The following is a 22,456-nucleotide window of genomic DNA, read 5'->3' as shown; positions in this document are numbered from 1 at the left end:
GCAATAACTCAAGTGCTTCTGCTTAAATACGGCTCAATTATAATAACCGTATAGAAGCACTATGATTTTTAACCTATCGTCATCAAAAACATTAGTAGCGCTTGCTGTAACCTCTAGCATTATGCTTGCAGGTTGTAGTGCTACCGCTAATACCTCTTCATCACAGCAAAGCGCTTTACCAGCAACTCCTGTTGCTGCGGTTGTAAACACACCTGCTGATGCTGGCTCGCAAAATATTACCCTAGAACAAGCCATGGCAAATCCTGATTGGATAGGCAACCAGCCTAAAAATGCGTACTGGGCAAGTGATTCAGCCACCATTATTTATGCTCAAAAGCAGCAAGGCAGTAACCTAAACGATATTTATAGCCAGCCAATTAACAGCAAAAAAGCGATGCAAGTATCACTTGATAAACTGCATACTGTAGGTGCTTCTAAAGCGGTTTATTCATCAGATAGAACACTTCAAGCTTATACGTTTAAAGGCAATGTATTTGTTAAAAACCTAACAACGGGTGAACTTAAACAAATAACAGCCACCTCAGCAAATGAGTCTAAACCACAGTTTTTAAATAATGGCGATTTAGTTTACCGCCAAGGTAATGTGTTTTTTAAAGTTGATTTAAAAACAGGGCTAAGTACAGAGCTTGCTAACTTAAAATTGGCCGATGAGCCAAAAGGCTTACAAGAGCCAACTAGTTACATAGCAAAAGAGCAGCATAAACTGATTGAGTTTGTGGCGCTGCAGCATAAAAACAAACAGGATACACAAACACGCAATGATCAAATAAACGCGCAAAATAGCTCTATTGCTAACACCGCTTTTTATTTAGGTGATGGCAATGTAATTAAAGAAGCGCAACTATCGCCAAACGGTGATGCTTTAATTGTTGTGCTGCAAAAGCAGCAATCGTGGCGTGATAAAAGCGATATTATGCCTAATTACATCACCGATGATGCCACTATTGAGCCTAAAAAAGTGCGTCGTCGTGTGGCTGATGCAAAAGAGCAAACATCATCGGTGATACACATTAACCTTGTAGATAAAACACAAACGCCACTGAGCTTTGATACGCTACCGGGCTTTGATGAAGATGTTTTAGCCGAGGTTAAAAAAGAAAACTACGCGCGTGATGGTAAAACGTATAAATCTAAAAAAGCGCCACGCGGTATTAACTTAATTACTAATTGGGGTTTAAACCAAGCCCCCATAGTGTGGAACGATGACGGCACGCAAGTTGCCATTATGCTAGAGGCGTGGGATAACAAAGACCGCTGGATAGCCACAATCGACTTTGATATAAACGAGCTTGTGTCGCAGCACCGCCTGCATGATGATGCTTGGATAGCCTACGCGTTTAACAATTTTGGCTGGTTACATAATTCAAACACCCTGTATTACTTATCAGAAGAGTCGGGCTATAGTCAGCTTTACAAAAAACCGCTTAACGGCAAAGCAACCGCTTTAACTAGTGGCCAGTTTGAAGTATCGGACATTACGTTAACTCATGATAATAGCGCTATTTATTACAAGGCAAACGTAGAGCACCCAGGCCTTTACGAAATTTACCGTGTTAATCCAAAAACAGGTAAAAATGAGCAAGTGACAGACCTGAACGGTATGACCGACTACACGTTAAGCCCAGACGAAAGCAAATTACTGCTTAAGCACTCTAAAATAACAATGCCAACAGAGCTTTTTGTTGCCGATGCTAAAGCAAACACCACGGCTACACAGCTCACCCATACGGTGTCGGATGAATTTTTAGCTAAAAAGCTCACTGCACCTAAAATTGTTGCCGTGCCATCTAGCCACACAGAGCAACCTATTTATGCCAAGGTGTATTACCCAAGTGACTATGTAGAAGGTGAAACAGGCAAAACCCGTAAAGCGGTTATTTTTAACCACGGAGCAGGGTACTTACAAAACTCACACATGGGTTGGTCTGTGTATTTTCGTGAGTTTATGTTTCATTCATTACTTGCCGATGAAGGTTACATAGTGATGGACATGGATTACCGTGCTTCTAAAGGTTATGGCCGCGATTGGCGTACTGCGATTTATCGCCAAATGGGTACACCTGAAACGCAAGATTTAGCAGATGGCGTTAAATGGATGGCGCAAAACGCAAATGTTGATACTAACGCAGTAGGCACATACGGTGGCTCATACGGCGGGTTTATGACCTTTATGGCGCTATTTACTGCCCCTGAGCTATTTCAATCTGGGGCAGCACTTCGTCCAGTAACCGATTGGGCGCATTACAACACCGCTTACACGGCTAATATTTTAAATCACCCAGATGTAGATCCCATTGCGTATGAGCGCAGCTCGCCAATTTATTACGCAGAGGGCTTAAACAAGCGCTTATTAATTAACGCACCTATGGTTGACGATAACGTGTTTTTTCAAGACTCAGTACGTTTAGTACAGCGATTAATTGAACTTGAAAAACAAAACTTTGAAACGGCTATCTTCCCGGTAGAGCCACATGGCTTTGTACAGCCGTCAAGCTGGTTAGATGAATACCGCCGTATTCATAAATTATTTAAAGAAACACTTTAATCTTAAATTTAAAAATTAAAGTGTAAAAACAAAAACGCCGCGTTAACTAACGCGGCGTTTTTATTAATATTGGAAAGCTTAATCGCTATTTTTTAAGTATTTAATAGCTAAAGGTATGCTAAGCAATGTGCCGCCCACCGCGCCAATTAAGTGCGCATCAATGGCAACGGTTGAATCAATTAATTGGCCAATACTGGCATCGGGGCCGTTTACTTGCTCCATTATTATTTTTATCCACACGCCTATAAATAATAAATAACCCGATTTAAGCGATAGGGTAATGTCTTTTACCGCTCCCCAAATAATAACACCATGTAATAGGGCGCTTAACCCCGTGTATATAGATATAGCAGGGCAAAACCATAATACGCCGAGCCCACACCACAGTGCTAAAAAACACACATTAAAGGCATAACGCGCAGGCGACGTGTATTCGCCATGCAGCAACCAAATTAAAAATATGCCTAATGCATTTAATCCTAAATGCGCCCAGTTAGCGTGTACGAATTGACTGGTAAACACTCGCCAAACTTCGCCGTTTTCTATGAGCGCTCGGTTAAATTCAAGTAAATTATTTAAATCAAATGCAGCAAAAACAATACTAAAAAGCATCAAAAATAATGGCGGAAGTAAATAACGAGGTTGTAGCGGTAAATTAAGCATTTTATTATGTTTTTTTAGTCAAAATTTTTGCATATTGTGCCCGTTTAACTTTAAGATGCCAAATACAACTACGTAATTAAGTGTTTTTAGTATTTTTATGCATTTTAAACTTAAGTCATTATTTACTATTGGTTTGTTTGCAGTAACGCTGCCAACAATAGCAAAAGAACCTGCAAAATTAGAAATTCGTGAGCCAGAAGCCACCACCTCAATTGTACAAAAACAATTAGTAACTGGTGATCAATACATGGTGGCCGCGGCCAACCCGTATGCCTCACAAGCTGGACAACAGATTTTAGCTAAAGGCGGAAGCGCGGTAGATGCGGCAATTGCAACGCAATTAGTGCTTACCTTAGTTGAACCACAATCATCGGGCATTGGTGGTGGTACATTTATGATGTATTACAACAAAGCCGATAACCTACTTACAAGCTTTGATGGCCGAGAAACCGCGCCACAAAATGCTGACGAAAATCTGTTTTTAGATAAACACGGTAAAGCCGTTAAGTGGATTGAAGCAGTTGTTGGCGGTCGCTCTGTGGGTGTGCCAGGTATTTTGCATGCCTTTGCAAGTGCACATCAACAATACGGTAAACTTGCGTGGAGCGAGTTATTTAAACCCGCTATTAAACTTGCCGAGCAGGGCTTTGAAGTGTCGCCTCGTTTACACGGTTTATTGGCACGCCAATTAAACCCAGGTGTAATGAGTATGCCGGTGATTAACGAGTACTTTTACCCTAATGGCGAATTAATTAAAGCCGGTACGATTAAAAAAAATCAGCCCTTAGCTAATTTATACAAAGACATTGCTAAACAAGGCATTGATGCATTTTATAAAGGCGATAACGCTAAGCAAATAGTAAACGCAGTGCAAAATTCAAAAATTGCACCGGGTACATTAAGCGAATCAGACCTGGCTAATTACAAAAGCAAGCAACGCGATGCAGTATGTATTAAATACCGTGCTTATAATGTGTGCTCTATGGCCCCACCGAGCAGTGGTGGTGTAGCGGTATTACAAATTTTGGGCTTGCTTGAACACAAAGACATGAGCGCGCTTAAACCTAATAGCGAAGAGGCAATTCATTACTTTAGCCAAGCCTCACGCATAGCATTTGCTGATCGTAATATGTACATGGGCGACCCTGATTTTACACAAGTGCCTACCAAAGAGCTGTTAAATAAAAAGTACATTGCATCGCGCGCCAAGCTTATTACTGAGCAAGACACAAAAGCAGTTGCAGGTAATCCGGTAGGCTATTTAAGCTACGCAAAAGATGATTCTTTTGAGTTGCCATCAACATCGCATGTATCCATTGTAGATAGCTTTGGTAATGCCGTATCAATGACCAGTTCAATTGAAATGGCGTTTGGCTCAACTGTGATGGTTAATGGCTTTATTTTAAATAACCAATTAACCGATTTTGCGCTTTCGCCACGCATTGACGGCAAGTTAGTAGCTAACCGCGTTGAGGCGGGCAAACGCCCACGCAGCTCTATGTCGCCAGTAATGGTGTTTAACAACGACGGCAGCTTACGCTTAGTGGTTGGCTCGCCAGGTGGCAGCCGTATCATTGATTACGTAGCGCAAGTGGTTATTGGTGTGCTGGATTGGAACTTATCGGCACAGGAGGCGATTAACCTGCCAAGAACCACCAATCGTAACGATTACACGAGCCTTGAAAAAGGCACTGCGCTTGAAGCCATAGCCCCGCAATTAACTAAACGCGGCCATGCTGTACGTGTACTTGATTTAAACTCTGGCTTACATGCCGTAGAGGTTAAAAACAATAAATTGTATGGCGGTGCCGATCCGCGCCGTGAAGGGGTTGCTTTGTCGGATTTAACTGACAAAAACGCCACTATCAAATTTTAATTTATGTATAATAGCCATGCAGGCAGTGAAGCCTGCATGTGTTTTCTCTCAATGGTCTGACAAGCTTAATTGTCATTGCAATTTAACCTTTTACAATGATAATGGCAGATCATAACTTAAGACTCCGTTAAAGCCTGGAAATATGACAACTAATACTGATCCTAACTACCTTTATATTCCTTACTCTGGCCCTGGCCTAATTGAAACTCCGCTTTTAAACAAAGGCAGCGCGTTTAGTAAAAAAGAACGCGAAAACTTTAACCTTGCGGGTTTGCTTCCTCCACGTTTTGAAACAATTGAAGAGCAGGTTGAGCGTTGTTATCAGCAGTATTCAAGCTTTAACGATAACTTAAACAAGCATATTTACTTGCGTGCCATTCAAGATAACAACGAAACACTTTACTACCGTTTAGTGCGTGATCATCTTGAAGAAATGATGCCAATTATTTACACACCAACGGTTGGTGATGCCTGTGAAAAATTCTCAGATATTTACCGCAGTGCACGTGGCTTATTTATTTCTTACGAAGATCGCTATCAAATTGACGACATTCTACGTAACGCCACCAAAGGCAAAGTAAAAGTAATTGTGGTTACCGATGGCGAACGTATTTTAGGCCTAGGCGATCAGGGTATTGGTGGCATGGGTATTCCTATTGGTAAGTTATCACTTTACACAGCGTGTGGTGGTATTAGCCCAGCGTACACATTACCTGTAATGCTTGATGTAGGTACTAACAACGAAAAACTTCTTAATGATCCTATGTACATGGGCGCGCGTCATAAGCGTATTGCGCAAGATGAATACGATGAGTTTTTAGACTTATTCATTAAAGCGGTTAAACGTCGCTGGCCAAATGTATTACTGCAGTTTGAAGATTTTGCACAGCCAAACGCTATGCCATTACTTAAACGCTACCGTAACGAAATTTGTAGCTTTAACGATGACATTCAAGGTACTGCAGCGGTAACTGTGGGCTCTTTATTAGCTGCGTGTCGTGTTAAAGGCTCAACCCTTAGCGAGCAAAAAGTGGTATTTGTTGGCGCAGGCTCAGCCGGTTGTGGTATTGCAGAGCAAATTATTAGCCAAATGGTGTTTGAAGGCATTAGCGAAGCACAAGCGCGCAGCCAAGTATTTATGGTTGACCGTTTTGGCCTACTCACTGAAGGCATGGGAGGCTTACGCGATTTCCAACAAGCACTAGCGCAACCACAAGCTGCATTAAGCGAGTGGACTTACAGCGGTGAATACGCTTCATTATTAGATGTAATGCACTGTGCAGCACCTGATATTTTAATTGGTGTATCGGGTCAACCGGGCTTATTTACCGAGCAAGTTATCCGCGCGATGCACTCAGGCTGTGAACAACCGATTATTTTCCCATTAAGTAATCCATCTAAGCAGGTTGAAGCACACCCAGCAGATGTTATTAAATGGACTGAAGGTAAAGCACTTGTAGCAACAGGTAGCCCATTTGAGCCAGTAGAGTTTAATGGTGAAGTGTTCCCAATCCCACAATGTAACAACAGTTATATTTTCCCAGGTATTGGCCTAGGTGTAATTGCAGCAAAAGCAACACGCATTACCGATGCAATGCTGAGTATGTCGAGCGAAATGCTTGCTGAGTCATCACCACGTGCAAACACCGGTAAAGGCAGCTTATTACCTGCACTGACTGAAATTGAAACATTAAGTAAGCGTATTGCATTTGCAGTGGCTAAAAAAGCAATTGAAGAGGGCGTAGCTCTTGAGATTAGCGATGATGCACTGTGGGCTGCTATTGATAGAAATTACTGGTTACCTAAATACCGTAACTACAAACGTTGTAGCATTTAATTACGCTAAGTAACGTTAAGTAAATAAGGCTGTGCATTGCGTTACAGCCAGTTACAAAAAACAGGCAATTGCCTGTTTTTTTTGTGCTTGTTCATTTATTGTTAACCACGTAGGCTCTTTAATGGTGACAACAAAAATACAATGGATAATGCAATGAAAACACACATTCTTTTATTAAGTAGCGCAATTGCCTTAAGTACCTTGAGCCTTGATGCGCATGCAAACTCAACACCTAACGCTCCTCATATTTATGTTAAAGGTGAAGCAACCGTAACCACTATGCCTGACTACGTACAATTAAGCGTAGGCATTGTAGAAATAGATAAAGACCTAATTGATGCTAAAAACAAGGCCGATAAAACCATGGCCAAAGCGATCAAATTAGTAAAAGAGCTTGGCATTAAAGACGGTAATATTAATGCAGGGCATATTTCTATAAATCGCGAAAGCCAATACAACAGAAGCTCTGGCGAGCAAGAATTTAAAGGCTTTAGAGTGTCGCGCACGTTAAGCGTTAAACTCTCGCAAATCGAAAAATACCCTCAGCTGTTACAAAACCTAGTAAATAACGGCATTAACCAAATAAACCAAACTCAATTTTTAGCGAGCAACTATGAAGAGCTGCACAAACAGGCGCAAAAACTGGCCATTCAAGATGCCCGTAAAGCCGCCAAAGAATTAAGTGCCGATTACGGCGTTGAGCTTAAAGGGTTATATACGGCGTCGCTAAGCCCAATGAACGTACCTGCTCAGCCTTATGCTCGCTCAGAAAAAACCATGATGGTGGCAGATAGCGCACCCGGTAATTTTGTTCCTGATGCGTATCATGCTGGAGAAATTAAAGTAACAGCGTCTAGCTATGCGGTTTACTTTATTGACTAGTGTGCTGGCAGGTAAAACGAGCCACTAGTTTATCACCTTGTGGCTTGCTAATACGTGCAATCGCGTTAAGCATGTTGGTAATTTCTTGTCTGTCGTATTCGTTACTTACATGCTCGTTTATGTCATCTACAATGGCATTTAAGTAATTAAATAGGCTGTTTCGGGCTGCATCATTGCCATGCGCTACAAACAATATATTTTTAAATGCCTCTAAAACGTTCGTCATTACATACGCATCGCCTTTTGCGTAATTACGCAGTGGCGTAAAGTTATCGTGCAGTAACTCATCAAAACTGGTTTCATGTATAAAGAGTAACGGGGCGTTGTCGCTGTGTTTAAACGAATAATTTGTATCGTTAAGCGACAGGCGCTCAATTAATAAAATACTCAGCATATCTATCGATTTAACCGCTGTACCAGGGTCATTAATACCTGGGCTCATTGCTTTAACGGCAATTTCTGAAATTTGCGTTAATCCATAACGGTAATGATCGCTAATGTACTCTTCTATATAAAAAATAAAGCAGTCTAAAATTTTAGCGATAAGTTCTTCGTTGTTAGAAATGTCTTTATCGCATTTTAAAAACGGATAGCCTTTTACGGTAAAGTAACCTTGGTTTACCGAGATATACACCCGAATATTTTCCTCGGCTAATATGGCGCATAACTTATCTGTATGCACCCCTTTGTAATAACCCTCGGTAGTGCTATTAACTGAGTGCCACTGTGTAAAATCAGGAAAGTCAGTGAATGGTTTTTCTGATTGCCTGTCGACAATGGCTTTAATTTCGCGTTTAGTTTGGCTAAATAAACCGTTAAGTACATTATCTACTTGAATGGCTTTAGATATTGAATGAATAAAAAATACAAACAAGCCAAGCGATACTAAGCCAAACACCAATGACAGCAGCACCCCAAGCGATGGAATAGCGGTATCGCCACCTTCAAGCTTATTAATATTAATGAGCATAATAATTGAGTAAATTATGCTGCCTAAATAAAAGCCCAATACCATTTGATGCGACTTACGGGTAATAAGCCCAGGTACAACCCGCGGAGATAAACTGGCGCTGGCCGAATTTAAAACTACCATCACCATAGAAAAACTAAACACCGTAAGCGATATAATACTGCCTGCTAGGGTGCTTAAAATGGTGCGGGCATTTTCGGCGCTATCTACGAGCACAACAGATATAAACGCCTTGAGCTGCTCTACAGGTGCTATGTATTCAAGCGACATGGTAATTACAGCAAAAAGTAAAAAACCAACCGAAAGTACAGAAGGGTAAAAGCCAATGCTGTTGATCATTTCACGATAGCGGTCGGCTACTTTGCGAGGGACAAACATAAATTCCTTTCATTGCGTTATAAAATTCAACTAATACACACTGTAGCATAGTTACTAAGTAAACTTATGATTGTGCAAAACTATGTTATTATTGCCAAAAATAAAACAGGACAACACCTTGATAGTTTCTACGTATGCTGCGCTTTTAGCGTTTTATTATATTTACTTAAGTTTTAATGTGATCAAAGTGCGCCGCAGTGAGCAAGTGTCGCTTGGCGATAACGGCAACCCTAAATTACAACGTGCTGTGCGTGCCCATGCTAATTTTATGGAATACGTACCCTTTGCGATTATTTTGCTTTTTTTAGCCGAATACCAAGGCCTTGCCAGCCATTATTGTAATATTTTAGGTGGCGCATTATTAATAGGGCGCGTTTTTCACAATTTAGGCATTGTTGAAAACAACCTTAAGTATCGCCAAATTGGTACCATTGCCACCTTTTTAGTGATGGTTATTAGTGCCTTTTTGTTGCTTGTAACACGCAATAGTTAGTAATAGATGTTATGAGTAAAATATTTATAATAGGGCTTCCGCGTACTGGCACCACCAGTGTATGCCACGCATTTTTAGAGTTTGGCATTGCCACGGCGCACACTGCGTACACCTCGTATTGTTTTGAAAACGCCACAGCCATAGCCGATACCCCTGTATTTAATGACTACCGAGCATTAGATAGCCATTACCCCGGCGCTAAATTTATATATTTAGCGCGCGAAAAAACACCCTGGATTGCCTCAATTAGGCAATTGCTGCTGCGAATGCATACTAATTTAACGCGCCCAGACGGTGGTTTTAATATTCATATAAAACGGTGTTACTTAACGACCTTTACTGACTTATCTATTGATAATATTAACCAAGATGATTATTTAACAAAGTGCTACAACACACATTTAGCCAACGCGCGTGAGTATTTTAAGCACCGCAGTAACGACTACTTAGAAATTGATATAGCAAAGCCACAAAGTTTTGCCCAGCTTACTGCTTTTTTGGGCATTAAAAGCGAGCGTACCGACTTTGAAAAAATGAACATAGGCGGCAAAGTGACCGCATGGAACGATATTAAACACCCGTTAAAAATTGACTCAACAGCAAAAGGGCGCATAGATAAGCATTTACCTTATATGCGTTAATTTTGCTCTTCGCTGCAAGATTTTTACTATTAAATACGCTAAAATCCCCGCATTATTTTTTAAGTAGTACAAAAAATGTTTGAATTAAAATACAACACCCCCTTTGAATGGACCGAAGCGGTTTTAGCCGACTTTAATACGTTTTTACAAGACCACGCTGCCGCTGAAAAAAAGGCATCGGGCATGGCTATTTCTATGCTGTCTCATTACCCAGACAAACGTAAACTGGTAAAAGCCATGACCGATTTAGCGCTTGAGGAGTTAATCCACTTTAAACAAGTGCTTAAACTGCTTATTGAACGCGATACTAATTTAGGCGATGACAAAAAAGATCCATACATAAAACAAATACGCGCTTTATTTAGACATGGCCGTGATGGATTTTTAATGGATAGATTACTGGTTGGCGGCGTTATTGAAGCCCGCGGCCACGAACGCTTTTCATTGGTTGCCCAAGCATTACCAGAAGGTAAAGAAAAAGACTTTTATGTGGCGATTGCTAAATCAGAAGAAAAACATAAAAATTTATTTGTAGAGTTAGCGTACGAATACTTTGATAAAGAAGAAGTTGATGTTCGTTTAGAAGAGCTACTAGTCGCTGAAGCTGAAATTTGTAAAAACATTCCTTTTACTGCTGCACTGCATTAATACTTTTGGCACAAAGCACTGCTTTGTGCCTTCTCTCCTAACTTCATTTGCATTTTGCAAATCAAAATACTAAAGCCGTCTGTGCTTATATCTCCAACCATTTTAATTTATTGAATTTAAAGCTAAATATTTGCTGGTCTTAAACTTGCTCTGTTAATTCAACGCATACTTGAGGACGCGCATATGTTTAAAGCCATTATTTTTGTAATACTTTTATTACCGTGCTGTGTATACGCCAAGCAAAGCAATTTAAATTACATAGAAAACGCCAATGGCGATAGAGTAAAAAAAGTATCCCACTTAGTTAAGTGGACCCATACTCGCTTTGTATTTAACCGCGATATCGCACGTGTTGCGCTAGGCCACGAAACCACACTCGATGTAAACGTAGTAAACGGACGCGAGCTGTTAATTTTAGCTAAAAAGTTGGGCCGCACCTCTATGATGGTGTGGTATGACGACAACACATCAGAAACATTTTTACTAGGCGTGACCGAAGACTACAGTGTACTTGAAAATGCCCTTAACGATATTCACCCTAACTTAGCGCTCACCATCGCACCTGATAGACACGCAGTAGTTCTACGCGGCGAAGTACCTACGCTTAATTATCGCCATGCAGCCCACGAAGCGGCAAAAAACTATTTATATGCAAGTAGCTCGCAATCGGCGCAACCTGTTATTACCTCTGCGCCTAACCAAGGAATGTTTAATTCTTTAGCGCAGCGCTTACAGGGCATGGGTAATTTAAACAATGGCTTAGCACAAAGCTCAAGTAAAGTAGCGATTATTAACCTTATTAAAGTTACGCAAGCGCCAAAGCCTAAGGAAGCGCGCATAACGCAGGTGTTAAAATCGATGGGGGCTGACAAAGTAACTGTAAAACGTATTTCGGTTGATGAGTTATCAAACGATGATAACGATGTGTTTATGCTCAGCGGCACAGTTAAAAATCAAATTGAACTGGTGCGTTTGTTAAATACCATCAATAAATTATTTGAACCAGAGCAAGCAAGCAAAGCACCCACTTCGGCACTAGATCCAAACGGGCTTATCAGTAGTGCAACGCAAAACGAAACAAGCGCTATTGAAGTACTCGCAAATGAGTCTGGCGGCTTACTAAATGGCGATTCTGGCCTGACTTTAAGCAATGTAAATTCAAACGTAGCGCGGGCTACTTTGCTTTCGGTGGCTAAAGGTAAAGTGCTATCAAGCATTGAAGTAGAAGACTTACCTCAAGTGAGGGTGTCGGTGCAGCTTTATGAAGTTAATCAGCGCCGCTTAAAGCAATGGCGTCCAGATATTAGTGTGCTTTCTAATGGGTATAACAACGAGCAAGGTTTATTTGGCCTAGAAGGCATGAATGCCCGTGAGTCTGGCTCAGCATCAATAGAAAACGCACTGCAATTAATTGGCGGACAATTAACAAATAACTTGCAGTTATCAACCTCGCAATTTGCCATTGATATGTTGTTTTCTTTGCTAGAGCAAGAGGGAATTTCAAGAACGCTTTCGCGACCTACACTTACCGTACTTGCAGGCGAAAGCGCGGTATTTAAAGTAGGCGGCGAAGTGCCAGTACCTACAAGCTACAGCCCATCTGGCGTTACCAGCGGGCAACAAGGTAACAGCGGTTCAGTGTTTAGTGGTACTGAGTTTAAATCGTTCGGCGTTGAGCTCAATGTTCGTGCTTTAGTGGATGACAAAGACCGCATAACCCTTGATTTAAATCCTGTTATTTCATTGCCAGACACCACACTCACAGCAGAAATAGCACAAAGCACCGGCAGCAGTTTAAACAGCAGTGCATTTAATACGCGCAGCATGCAAACATCTACCCGTTTACAAGATGGGCAACCTTTAATTATTGGTGGCTTAATTAGTACAGATAACAACGCCAGTCACGACTTTGTACCCGATGCAAACGGCGAGAGCCTGTTAGGTAAATTAAGCGAAACAACCAGTAAAAGCGAAAACAACCGCGAGTTGATTATTGTGGTTACCCCTAATTTAGTCCGCGAGCCAGTTAATAGTTTACGTGTGTGGCAAACTGTTGATTTAGATAGCCAAATGGCCAGTTTTATACAGGAGCAAGGATTATGAAAATAATATATATCGTTATTTTACTGAGTATATCGGGCTGCGCACATATAGATTATGCGCCCAGTGTAAACCCACATACTGCACTAAGTGATATTGTTACTAAGTATGCATTAAACAGCAGTGCTTTAACTTGTGAAGGGGTAAGCGCAGTTAATTGTTTAGCCTTAGTGCATGAGCTTAATCAGTTAATGCTTGAGCACCCAAACAATAAGGTTATTTTATCTGTATCAGCTTATGCGCTGTATAAAAGCGGACGAGCTAATCAGGCGCAATCGGTAATAAACAAGCTTCTTAATTTACCTAATCCGCCTTTAAACGCGCTATCTTTAGGTATTAACTTGGCTATTGAGCAAGGCAATTTAGCCAAAGCAAAACAAATTGCCCAATACGCTATTGATGAATTTGGTACTGAGGCTTCACCGTATTTACAAATGGCGTCTATTTATTATGCGCAAGGGCATTATGTTATCGCAGCTAATTATTTAGAGCTTGCCTATAAATTTGGCACGCATAAAAGCCATTATTACTATCATAAAGGGCTAATAGCTGAGGCGACACCTGATAATGCATTGGCGTGCCATTATTATAATGAGGCAATAGGTTTTGATGCGCAGAACAGCCAAGCCACAGCGCGCTACGCGAAACTTTCGGTACTTGGTAATTGTGAAAGTTAAGGCCGCAAGGCCTTTTTATTTTATTAAACTGCGCACTCCTTAGTTAAACCCGCTCATAAAAAGTAAAAACAACGTACCTACCTAAACAATTAAAATAGCCTTACTCGGCGTTGTTTAAACCTATCTCGCTTTGTGAAAAATCCCAACTAATTGCTCACCACTCTTACTTTTAAAAGCTTTGTATAAATGAATTAACAGCTTGCCATTTAATTAATCTCTGCTTGCGTTGTAACGCACTTTAATAATGATTTGCAAAATGCGAATCATAACAAGGATAAGCAAAGCATATTTTAAAAAACAAAAGTAACCAACTGATTTTTATGTACTTAATAAATGGCACGGTCCTCGCTATATATAAAGTGGGCATAAGCTCTAACACATTTAAGGTGATCATTATGAAAACTATGAAAAGCAACTTAAACGGTAAAAAACAACAAGGCTTTGTACTTACTTCTGAGCTAATTATTCTTTCAACTTCTATGGTGGCAGCGCTGGTAATTGGTTTATCAACCTTACGAGACTCTGTAACCAGCGAGCTTGAAGATGTAGCAGAAGCAATTGGCTCGTTAGATCAAAGCTATGTATTTGACGGCATGATCAACGCCGAAGGCACTGCAGAAATTTCAGGCTCTGGCTATGTGGATGCAGTAGATGTTTACGCAGGTGATGGTAGCTCGTTTACTTTTGTTGCCTCTGACTTTAGTGAAAGTGCTGCACTTATTAATGCAACGCCAAGCGGCGATGCTGCAACACGTACAGCAGCAGGTGGTTCACAAGGTAATTAAATTTATAACTACCTAAATCACACTGCCACAACCGTGTGGCAGTGAAATTTGTCAGGAGGAAATTATGAAAAGTAAAAATAATAAAGGGGCGACTACCGCTGCACTCACCTTACTTATCACCTCTGGCATGTTGGCCTCAGCGCTTGGTATCAGACAAGTAAACGAACAAGACTTAGTTACTGCCTGGGTGGTAAATAAAAATATGTCGGCGGGGCAAGTAGTGAGTGTGCACGACATTGCCCAAAAAGATGTAAACCCCAGTAACTATGCAAATATGGCGCTAAGTATACAAAATCCCCGCGCCTTTATTGGTAAGCAATTAGCCACTAATAAAATGGGTGAACAACCACTATTTGAAACAGATTTTATGCAGGTTAAAAGCCAAAATTTATCAGAGGCGATCCCCGCAGGCAGAGTACTTTATACATTAAAATTAACCACTTTAGATATTCCATTATCGCGGGTGCACAAAGGCGACCGCTTAGATATTGTTGCCAAAACAAACCGGCTTGTAAGAACCGTTGCGCGCGATGTGCAGCTTATTGGCATTTCAAAAGGTCCTGGCAGTAAAGCGCAAAAAAATGGCGTGATGGACAGCCTAGCAAAAAAAGAGCCGGCAACCAGCGCGGGTGTGTCATTAGTGTTGGCTGTACTTCCTAAAGATGTGTATTCGTTAGCCGCAATTGATACCCAAGATAAGGTATCGATAATTGTGCACAGCGCTTATGACATTGAACAAGGGCGCTTACAAAATTTCTCCCAATTACAAACTAGCCGAACAATTCAAGTGGTTAAAGGCGTTAAAAACCAAGCTGTTTATGTGGCTAAGTGAGGCGCTATGTTTAATTTATCAAGTAAACCAGAGTTTGTAGAAACCAATTTAAATACCTTTGAATCACTTAAAAAAATTCTCCACGATGCAGTAATTGAAGAATACGAGCAAGACCCAAGTGCTTTACTGAATGATGCGCTGCTTGAAAAAATATCTGCCCTTTGCAGTGATATTGACGAATTTGCACAATCATCATTTAACAGCCATCAACAAGCTCAAGTAGTACAAGCCGTTTACGACGAAATACAAGGTTTAGGACCAATAGCGCAATTTATGCTGGATGACCAAGTAAGCGATATTTTAATTAACGATACGCAAAATATTTGGATAGATAAGCAAGGTAAATTGCTATGTACAGCCAGTAAGTTTGACGATGAACGTCACTTACGTCGTTTTGTTGATAGATTACTTGATAGTTGCGCTCGACAAGTTAACGCACTGACTCCCATTGTAGATGGCAAACTAAAAGATGGCAGCAGGGTACATATTGTAGTGCCACCGGCATGCACCAGTGCTGCTATTGTTTCGATTAGAAAATTTAACCACAAAAAAATTAACGATGATTTTTTAATCGACAATAAGTTTTTAAGCAAAAACTGCCTCACTTTTTTAAAAACCGCGGTGGCCTTAGGGGTTAATATTTTAGTGTGTGGTAATGCCGGCGCAGGTAAAACTACTTTGTTAAATGTACTGGCTAATTCAATAAATACTAACGAGCGGGTAGTAACTATAGAAGAAAGTGCAGAGCTAAATTTGCACCATAATCATGTGGTGCAATTAGAGGCGCACGACACCAACAGCGATGGCAAAGGCGCCGTTACCCTGCGTGATTTAGTAAAAGCGGCACTAAGAATGCGCGCCGATAGAATACTCGTAGGCGAAGTACGCGCAGGGGAAGTAATAGACATGCTCCAAGCCATGAACTGCGGGCACCAAGGCTCAATGACCACCGTACATGCTAATAGTGCAAGCGATGCGGTTACCCGATTATCAACGCTTGTGCAATTACATAACGCGCAGCTAAGCGACACCCACACCAGCGCATTAATCGCATCAAGCATTCAGTTAATTGTGCATGTTTCTCGAAATACAAACGGTGTAAGAACCCTAAAAAGTATTGGCGAAATAAAGCGAGTAGACGCACGTGCGCAATACTCTGCGCTGTATAGCGTAAGCGATACCGAGCAAGTAAATGATAAGGCAATTAGTACCTCAAGCGTGGTGAGCTTTATGCAAAGCCAAGGTGCCAATGCAAACGAAATAAGTGCATTACTGCAACCGGCCAGGGAGCGTAATTATGAATAAACTTGATTACTTACTGGCCATAGCAAGTGTTATGTCATTTACCTTAGCACTGAGTGTTTTTATAACACTTAAAGTAAAAACACACGCTGCAAGTACTAAGCACGAGGTCGATGTACTTGAAGAAAAAGACATCATCACAGTGTCACTGCGGGTACTTGGGATTAACATCAGTAATGCTTTATTTATAAGCGTTGCTTGCTCGCTTGCCACCAGTACTTGGTATGTTGCGCAGTACTTTTATCCTCAAGCAACTACGAGTGCATTAATTGTTTCTTTGGTTGTATTTATAACCTGCTTTATAGTGATTATTGATTTAGCACACTATAAATTAGCCAAGTTTGAGCACTTATTTTTAGAGTACATAGAAACCGTACAATCGTGTTTAAGTACTGGGCTTTCACTTGTTCAGGCTCTGCAATTTGCCGACGAACACGCCGATAAATACATTAAGCAGCAAAGTCATTTATTACTGCAGCGCTTAAATATGGGCAGTGATATACAAAGCTCGTTTGCCCCTTTGATTAAACGCTACAACTGCGAAACCGTGCGGTTATTTGCACATAGCATAATTACTCATACACAAAGCCAGTGCGATTTAACTGACATGCTTAAAAGTGTATGCAAAATGATGTCGTTAAGAACGCTAGATCGCCAGCAGCTCAAAGCTAAGCTTTCTGGTACTAAATACGCTGCGCTGTTTAGTGGCGTTTTACCCTACGCTTTAGTGCCTTTATTTAATTACACCGATCCAACCTGGTTCGATCCGCTGTTAAATAACCCCAATGGCATGGCCTTTATTACCGTTGCGGTGCTTTGCCAGTTATTTGGCTTTTTATGGCTTCGCCTAAGCTTGAGGGTAACGCTATGATAGACCTATTTTTATTTGTTGGCTTATTGGTGAGTATGGGTGCATTTATCCATATTCAAAAGCAGTCATTAAAGGCTGAGGTTCAGCAACCTATCAAAACCAATATAAATTGGTATCCATTAATTGTTATTTCAAAAAACCAATTTAGACAAGCAGGGTATCAGTTAAATAAAATTTTATTGAGCATGTACTGCTTTAAAATGGCCGCCACATTTTGTGCTTATACTGCCATAGAGATCACTGGTTATGTATTAAGTACACCGCTTGTAGCCATTATCTGTTTTATTAGCTTTTTTGCGCCTGATATGTGGTTTTTATTTAAAAAAGGCCAGCGTAAAGTACAAATAAACAATAGCTTAGAGTTTTTTTTAAGTGTGCTGTTAGTGTATATGCGCGCTGGCTTTTCGCTAGAACGCGCATTTGCTTTAGCAGTTGATCATGGGTTAAGTAAAAAACACCCTTTATATAAAGAGCTTAAACTATTTTTGTTTGAGCTCAGTGCCGGTAAAGACCGCGAAACAGCCTTTAATTCGTTATATGACAGAACAGGGGTCTCGGGTTTAAAAAAATTAGCTAATTTAATGCTTATTGGCTCTAAGCTTGGCACCCCGTTAATACAGGCGGTTGAGTCACAATTAGAAAGCTTTGCGCTTAAAAAAAATATTTTATTAGCTAAAAAAGTAAATAAAAAAGCACTGCATACCACCTTTCCCATTATCTTAATTTGTTTTCCTATGTTTTTAGTACTGGTGTTTTTTCCTGCGGCGCTGCAGGTAATGAATGTACTAAAAATGCTGGTTGAAGTGCTATAGGAGCGCTCTATGAATAAACAATACCAACAGGGCTACATACTCACTATTGAGCTGATTTTAATTATTACCATTTTAATTATTGGCTCTATTGGTGGTGTTATTTTAGTGCGCGATGCACTTATTAAGCGCTATCACACAAAAGTAGATAACCAAATAACAGTGGTTGATGCTAATAACACCCCTTTAGGAATCGCCATTGGGTTTGATGAGCACCAGGCCCCTTTAATTTTTTACACAGACCGCCAAGTCAATGCAACATACCGCGCTTTAATTGGGATACGCGATGACAGGTTCACCTCACGAGAAGCCATTTATTACGACGCGCCTAATTGCCAAGGCAACCCGTGTATAAAAAGTTTAAGTGATGAGTTTTCAGATAGTTTAGGAGTTAGTAACACCGCTAATAGTGGCAATGTAAGTTATATCAATGCGCTACAGCAAGGCCCTAATTATGCCATTGGGCAATTAAGTAACTCCGTAATGGGGCAATTACTAAAAAGTACAGCATTAGCGTGCCCCGCAACAGGTGACGAAATTGTATCGCGCTATATGTCTCAAAAGGTGGTTACTGGTAACCCGTGCGAAAGCTTTTCAATTGCCAAACAGCAAGCCGATAGTAGTTGTTTGGTTGGTGTAACTGCACTTGGTAATCCGTTACTAGGCATAGACAGTCAGCAATTATCGCAGTCGTGCAATAGTTGCCAAACAGGGTATGAGCCGCAAGGCGATATTCTTGATTTATATTTGCCACAAGTTGAAGTGTTATTAGGAACCGCGCTAGATGCACTTTCGCTCATAGGTGTAGCAAGCAGTGTAGATGTAGAGCTAGGCAGTATTTGCTGCCCCCAAGGTACGCAACTAGAAGAAGATGAAAATATAGTAGAAACACTGGTATTTACAATTTTAGAAACAACCTTTGAGCTGCTAGGTATCGATTTAATAAATAACGACATAATTATTCAAACGCTGGCCCTTATTGGCATAGAGCCTGGCGTGACTTACTGCGAGGCTTCGCTCAATTTAACTTCGGCAGAGCCGGTGTTAAATGCACAAGGCGAACCCGCTTTAAATAACTTACTTCCGCCATTTAGAGTAAAACTTCCATCACATACAAGTGCTAACAGCACGCGTTGGATTTCTACACCGCCGAAAGGTGAAGGAGTGCGCCCATGAACAGCTCATATGCAAATAATATAAATGAATTTAACAACACACAAATAGATGAAATAAAACAAGAAATAACCGAAACGCTGACCCTAATGAAGCAGTTTTATGATGTTTCTATTGTTAAATTCGTTGATTATAATGCCTTGTATACGCAACAAATTATTAGCTGCGATGACCCATACAAAGCCGACAGTGAATTAAATAGCTTGGCACAAACGTGCACACAAGAAAAACTCTACATAATTGAAGACACCCTATTTGACCCACTAACAAAAGGGCGCTGCCAACAGGTACGCTTTTACTCTCAATATCCCATTTATAATTTAGATAACAGCTTAATTGGCGTACTGATCATTGCCGATATTTCACCTAAAACACTTATTGGCTCTCAAAAAGAACAATTTGTATCTTTTGCGCAATTACTGCAAACCCAGCTTAATAAGCATTTTACCCCAACTAAGGCAATTAAACCGAGTGAGACAAAATCACTGAATCGATTTGTTCACTTATTTAGCTTAGCGCCGGTGGCCTTTTTAATTGCGCTGGTTATTTGCTCGTTCTCGGCTTTGCTTTTATATACGTTAGATAAAAAAGACAAAAAAAGTGCCTATGCCATACAAACTCAGCAGTTAAGGCAAACGCTGTTTGATGCATTAGAGCGCTTTGACAACCAAGCACTTTACATTACTCAAAAAGATAAAATTGTCGCAGGCTTTTTAAAAAGCCAACAAAGTTATACTCAGCAACAATTAAGTGATTTAGTAAAAACGCAGGTATCAAGCAGTTTAACGTATAAAGGTTTTGTTGTATTTGATAATGACTATAAACAACTTGCCATATGGTCTAAAAACAACTTTGATTTAGCAGCTTACGGCTTTACTAATTGGCTAAACGCATTTTCAATGCGAGCAAATAAACAATCAGTAGAGGTATTTACTGTAGCCGATACCGCGTTTTTAATTTCAGAAATAAACATGGGTAATAGCGCTATTTATACACTCACAGCCTTTGATTTAAGTAAGTTTTTGAATGCCATAATAGGTAAGCTAAATACGCAAAATTATAATTTATTTATATCAACCCCTCAGTTTATATTAGGAAGTAGGGGGGAGCTAAATGTTAAAACTATCCCTAACAGCATAAGCGCAGCAAGTAGCCGTTTTCCTGCTACGTGGCGCTTGCATGTGCAACCCATTAAACCGATAACGCCTGCTAATGTATCTAGGTTCGACTTATTTAAACTGGCATTAATTAGCTTAGCTATATTTGCATTTGTTTATTATTTTTTACGTTTACCAAGGCGCTTACATGACGAAATTAAACAAAAAAATACCCTTATACTTAATAGAGAATCGCTGTTTTCAAGCTCGCTTGATGCGCTGCCGCATGGCTTTGCCATTTTTAATAGTAACGAATTTCCGGTAATAACTAATCAGGCATTTAACGAATTGTTTTCTCATGTTATTCAAAACAATAAGCAATTAAGTTACAGCCAAATAATGAGTATTTCTCAACAAAATAATATTATTACCCATTATCAAGAACATAATAAATTAGCTAATGAACATAGCCAATTAATAGATATAGGATTTAGCGATGGCCGCTGGATCACCGTTGTGCAAAGGCATACCGACTTTGGTGGCTTTGTTTGTTACTTTAGAGATGAAACACAAGCGCATCAAAAAGAGTTATTACTTGCCAAAGTAGTAGAAAAATCTAAGCAAGCTAACCAGCTAAAAGATAAATTTGTAGCACGCTTAGCAATGCAATTAAAAGCGCCACTTAGTTCACTGCAATCTATAGTAGAGCTTAATTATAAAAACAGTAAAGCCAATTTTAGCAATGAGTTAGAAAATGCATGCACACAGTTAAGTTGTGTTGTGCAGCAGTTGGTTAATATAAATAAAACCGATACCGGTAAATTAAAGCTTAAAATGAGCGCTATTAATTTAGCTGACTTACTTAAAAATACGGCCGATATTCTTAATAAAGACTCTGATGATAAAAATATAATTATTAATAACAATGTGCCCATAGATAAAGGCATAAGCAGTGATGAAAAACTTATTATGCAATTAATTATTCAGCTGACTAGTGAGCTTATAGAAAGCACACATCAAGGTAAATTGTCGTTAAATTCTGAGCTAATTAACGAGCAAGGTAAACATTATTTGTCGCTGGGTTTTTCTATAAATAACTTAGCAAATCAGGGGAGTTTTTATAGTCAGTTACAAATGGTATGCAAACAACGCTCTTTTGAAAGTGATATTAATTTTGATGCTACATTAGAGCTGCGGTTTTTTATATCAATTTTTAAAATGCTCGGCGGTAAAAATATTACTGTGCACGAGCGCGGTAAAACAACATCTATTAATTTATCGTTATTAGTTAACACCGTAGAATTGTTACCCGTAAGTGCAAACAAGCAAGAACCCATTACTGTAACTACAACGCATACAGAATTTAACAACACCAAATCGTTGTTGTTAGTTGATGATGAGCCGCTCGTAGAAATGGTTATTAAAGCCATGCTGAAAGATGAAAACGTAGCAATAGATTATGCAAGCAATGCAATAGAAGCTATGTTGATGGTGTCGCAAAATAATTACGATATTATTTTAATGGATATTGTTATGCCAGAACTCTCGGGCACTGACGCGATGCTTAAAATAAAAAAACATAATGCAGACAAGCAAACCAAAATTATTGCCCACACTTCAGATTCTGACACAAATAGTAATGCTAAGTATGTTGAACTTGGGTTTGACGACATGCTTGAAAAACCAGTAAAGCAGCAAGTATTAATTAATAAAATTAAGCATTTGCTAAGCTAGTCCAAATTAAACAATATAAAACTGTAAAATACACAGGGCCTATTATTTTTAATAGGCCCAAACTGGCAGTAATTATTTCATGTAGCTGCTACTTTATTTCATAATTTTAAAAATGAAGATTA

18 protein-coding genes are annotated in these 22,456 nt (G+C 39.9%); 16 read left to right on the top strand and 2 right to left on the bottom strand.

Translation table 11 applies throughout. From position 1 onward, the window contains the following. Positions 1 to 61: 61 nt before the first annotated feature. A complete protein-coding gene (locus AN395_RS07065) occupies positions 62 to 2,566 on the top strand; it encodes a prolyl oligopeptidase family serine peptidase (protein WP_054982518.1) in 2,505 nt (834 codons plus the stop codon). A 78-nt stretch (positions 2,567 to 2,644) separates the two neighbouring features. On the opposite strand, the gene rrtA is transcribed toward AN395_RS07065, so the two are convergent. Then, positions 2,645 to 3,229 carry a rhombosortase gene (gene rrtA, locus AN395_RS07060; protein ID WP_054982517.1) on the bottom strand — a complete coding sequence of 195 codons (585 nt, stop codon included), beginning with the start codon at positions 3,227 to 3,229 and terminating at the stop codon, positions 2,645 to 2,647. 97 nt (positions 3,230 to 3,326) lie between these two features. On the opposite strand from rrtA, the gene ggt reads away from it, so the two are divergent. From ggt to AN395_RS07045, 3 genes are all read left to right on the top strand, one after another. After that, positions 3,327 to 5,105, top strand: coding sequence for a gamma-glutamyltransferase (gene ggt, locus AN395_RS07055; protein ID WP_054982516.1), 1,779 nt, complete (start codon positions 3,327 to 3,329; stop codon positions 5,103 to 5,105). A 142-nt stretch (positions 5,106 to 5,247) separates the two neighbouring features. Beyond that, the gene (locus AN395_RS07050) at positions 5,248 to 6,942 is read left to right on the top strand and encodes an NAD-dependent malic enzyme (protein ID WP_054982515.1); all 1,695 of its coding nucleotides are present in this window, start codon (positions 5,248 to 5,250) and stop codon (positions 6,940 to 6,942) included. 153 nt (positions 6,943 to 7,095) lie between these two features. Further along, positions 7,096 to 7,824 (top strand): SIMPL domain-containing protein, encoded by a 729-nt coding sequence (locus AN395_RS07045; protein WP_054982514.1) that lies wholly within the window; start codon positions 7,096 to 7,098, stop codon positions 7,822 to 7,824. On the opposite strand, the gene AN395_RS07040 is transcribed toward AN395_RS07045, so the two are convergent. Continuing rightward, a complete protein-coding gene (locus AN395_RS07040) occupies positions 7,814 to 9,172 on the bottom strand; it encodes a DUF2254 domain-containing protein (RefSeq protein ID WP_004586600.1) in 1,359 nt (452 codons plus the stop codon). The genes AN395_RS07045 and AN395_RS07040 overlap by 11 nt on opposite strands. Before the next feature lie 118 nt (positions 9,173 to 9,290). Between AN395_RS07040 and AN395_RS07035 the strand changes: the two genes are divergently transcribed. The 12 genes from AN395_RS07035 to AN395_RS19510 all read left to right on the top strand — a co-directional run bounded on the left by AN395_RS07035 (position 9,291) and on the right by AN395_RS19510 (position 22,334). Beyond that, a complete protein-coding gene (locus AN395_RS07035; RefSeq protein ID WP_054982679.1) occupies positions 9,291 to 9,665 on the top strand; it encodes an MAPEG family protein in 375 nt (124 codons plus the stop codon). Between the two features lie 11 nt (positions 9,666 to 9,676). After that, on the top strand, positions 9,677 to 10,306 hold the full coding sequence (locus AN395_RS07030) for a sulfotransferase (protein WP_054982513.1): 630 nt from the start codon (positions 9,677 to 9,679) through the stop codon (positions 10,304 to 10,306). 75 nt (positions 10,307 to 10,381) lie between these two features. Beyond that, complete coding sequence (locus tag AN395_RS07025) at positions 10,382 to 10,954, top strand: tRNA-(ms[2]io[6]A)-hydroxylase (RefSeq protein WP_024033616.1); 573 nt, start codon at positions 10,382 to 10,384, stop codon at positions 10,952 to 10,954. A gap of 183 nt (positions 10,955 to 11,137) precedes the next feature. Beyond that, positions 11,138 to 13,057 (top strand): pilus assembly protein N-terminal domain-containing protein, encoded by a 1,920-nt coding sequence (locus AN395_RS07020; RefSeq protein ID WP_054982512.1) that lies wholly within the window; start codon positions 11,138 to 11,140, stop codon positions 13,055 to 13,057. After that, on the top strand, positions 13,054 to 13,731 hold the full coding sequence (locus AN395_RS07015; protein WP_054982511.1) for a lipopolysaccharide assembly protein LapB: 678 nt from the start codon (positions 13,054 to 13,056) through the stop codon (positions 13,729 to 13,731). Before AN395_RS07020 ends, AN395_RS07015 begins: the two co-directional genes overlap by 4 nt. Before the next feature lie 395 nt (positions 13,732 to 14,126). After that, positions 14,127 to 14,516: a hypothetical protein gene (locus tag AN395_RS07010; RefSeq protein ID WP_024033620.1), complete on the top strand. Its 390-nt coding sequence runs from the start codon at positions 14,127 to 14,129 to the stop codon at positions 14,514 to 14,516. A 64-nt stretch (positions 14,517 to 14,580) separates the two neighbouring features. Next, positions 14,581 to 15,348 carry a hypothetical protein gene (locus AN395_RS07005; protein WP_054982510.1) on the top strand — a complete coding sequence of 256 codons (768 nt, stop codon included), beginning with the start codon at positions 14,581 to 14,583 and terminating at the stop codon, positions 15,346 to 15,348. 6 nt (positions 15,349 to 15,354) lie between these two features. Further along, on the top strand, positions 15,355 to 16,653 hold the full coding sequence (locus AN395_RS07000; protein ID WP_054982509.1) for a CpaF family protein: 1,299 nt from the start codon (positions 15,355 to 15,357) through the stop codon (positions 16,651 to 16,653). After that, on the top strand, positions 16,646 to 17,521 hold the full coding sequence (locus tag AN395_RS06995) for a type II secretion system F family protein (RefSeq protein WP_054982508.1): 876 nt from the start codon (positions 16,646 to 16,648) through the stop codon (positions 17,519 to 17,521). The genes AN395_RS07000 and AN395_RS06995 overlap by 8 nt, the downstream gene beginning before the upstream one ends. Then, positions 17,518 to 18,333: a type II secretion system F family protein gene (locus tag AN395_RS06990; RefSeq protein ID WP_054982507.1), complete on the top strand. Its 816-nt coding sequence runs from the start codon at positions 17,518 to 17,520 to the stop codon at positions 18,331 to 18,333. Before AN395_RS06995 ends, AN395_RS06990 begins: the two co-directional genes overlap by 4 nt. Before the next feature lie 9 nt (positions 18,334 to 18,342). Further along, complete coding sequence (locus tag AN395_RS06985; protein ID WP_054982506.1) at positions 18,343 to 19,506, top strand: hypothetical protein; 1,164 nt, start codon at positions 18,343 to 18,345, stop codon at positions 19,504 to 19,506. Continuing rightward, positions 19,503 to 22,334, top strand: a complete 2,832-nt coding sequence (locus tag AN395_RS19510; RefSeq protein WP_054982505.1) for a response regulator — start codon at positions 19,503 to 19,505, stop codon at positions 22,332 to 22,334. Before AN395_RS06985 ends, AN395_RS19510 begins: the two co-directional genes overlap by 4 nt. Positions 22,335 to 22,456: the final 122 nt, after the last annotated feature.

The sequence above is a fragment of the Pseudoalteromonas sp. P1-30 genome (genome assembly GCF_001400005.1).
In the GTDB taxonomy this organism is placed as follows: domain Bacteria; phylum Pseudomonadota; class Gammaproteobacteria; order Enterobacterales; family Alteromonadaceae; genus Pseudoalteromonas; species Pseudoalteromonas atlantica.
Note: the sequence above shows the minus strand (reverse complement) of the source record. Positions and strands in the feature narration are given on the sequence as shown.

Coding starts and splice junctions, on each gene's coding strand:
- AN395_RS07050 (WP_054982515.1), top strand. CDS start 5,248: ATGACAACTAATACTGATCCTAACTACCTTTATATTCCTTACTCTGGC.
- AN395_RS06985 (WP_054982506.1), top strand. CDS start 18,343: ATGAATAAACAATACCAACAGGGCTACATACTCACTATTGAGCTGATT.
- AN395_RS06990 (WP_054982507.1), top strand. CDS start 17,518: ATGATAGACCTATTTTTATTTGTTGGCTTATTGGTGAGTATGGGTGCA.
- AN395_RS07025 (WP_024033616.1), top strand. CDS start 10,382: ATGTTTGAATTAAAATACAACACCCCCTTTGAATGGACCGAAGCGGTT.
- AN395_RS07000 (WP_054982509.1), top strand. CDS start 15,355: ATGTTTAATTTATCAAGTAAACCAGAGTTTGTAGAAACCAATTTAAAT.
- rrtA (WP_054982517.1), bottom strand. CDS start 3,229: ATGCTTAATTTACCGCTACAACCTCGTTATTTACTTCCGCCATTATTT.
- AN395_RS07065 (WP_054982518.1), top strand. CDS start 62: ATGATTTTTAACCTATCGTCATCAAAAACATTAGTAGCGCTTGCTGTA.
- AN395_RS06995 (WP_054982508.1), top strand. CDS start 16,646: ATGAATAAACTTGATTACTTACTGGCCATAGCAAGTGTTATGTCATTT.
- AN395_RS07005 (WP_054982510.1), top strand. CDS start 14,581: ATGAAAAGTAAAAATAATAAAGGGGCGACTACCGCTGCACTCACCTTA.
- AN395_RS07015 (WP_054982511.1), top strand. CDS start 13,054: ATGAAAATAATATATATCGTTATTTTACTGAGTATATCGGGCTGCGCA.
- AN395_RS07040 (WP_004586600.1), bottom strand. CDS start 9,172: ATGTTTGTCCCTCGCAAAGTAGCCGACCGCTATCGTGAAATGATCAAC.
- AN395_RS07045 (WP_054982514.1), top strand. CDS start 7,096: ATGAAAACACACATTCTTTTATTAAGTAGCGCAATTGCCTTAAGTACC.
- ggt (WP_054982516.1), top strand. CDS start 3,327: ATGCATTTTAAACTTAAGTCATTATTTACTATTGGTTTGTTTGCAGTA.
- AN395_RS07030 (WP_054982513.1), top strand. CDS start 9,677: ATGAGTAAAATATTTATAATAGGGCTTCCGCGTACTGGCACCACCAGT.
- AN395_RS07020 (WP_054982512.1), top strand. CDS start 11,138: ATGTTTAAAGCCATTATTTTTGTAATACTTTTATTACCGTGCTGTGTA.
- AN395_RS07010 (WP_024033620.1), top strand. CDS start 14,127: ATGAAAACTATGAAAAGCAACTTAAACGGTAAAAAACAACAAGGCTTT.
- AN395_RS19510 (WP_054982505.1), top strand. CDS start 19,503: ATGAACAGCTCATATGCAAATAATATAAATGAATTTAACAACACACAA.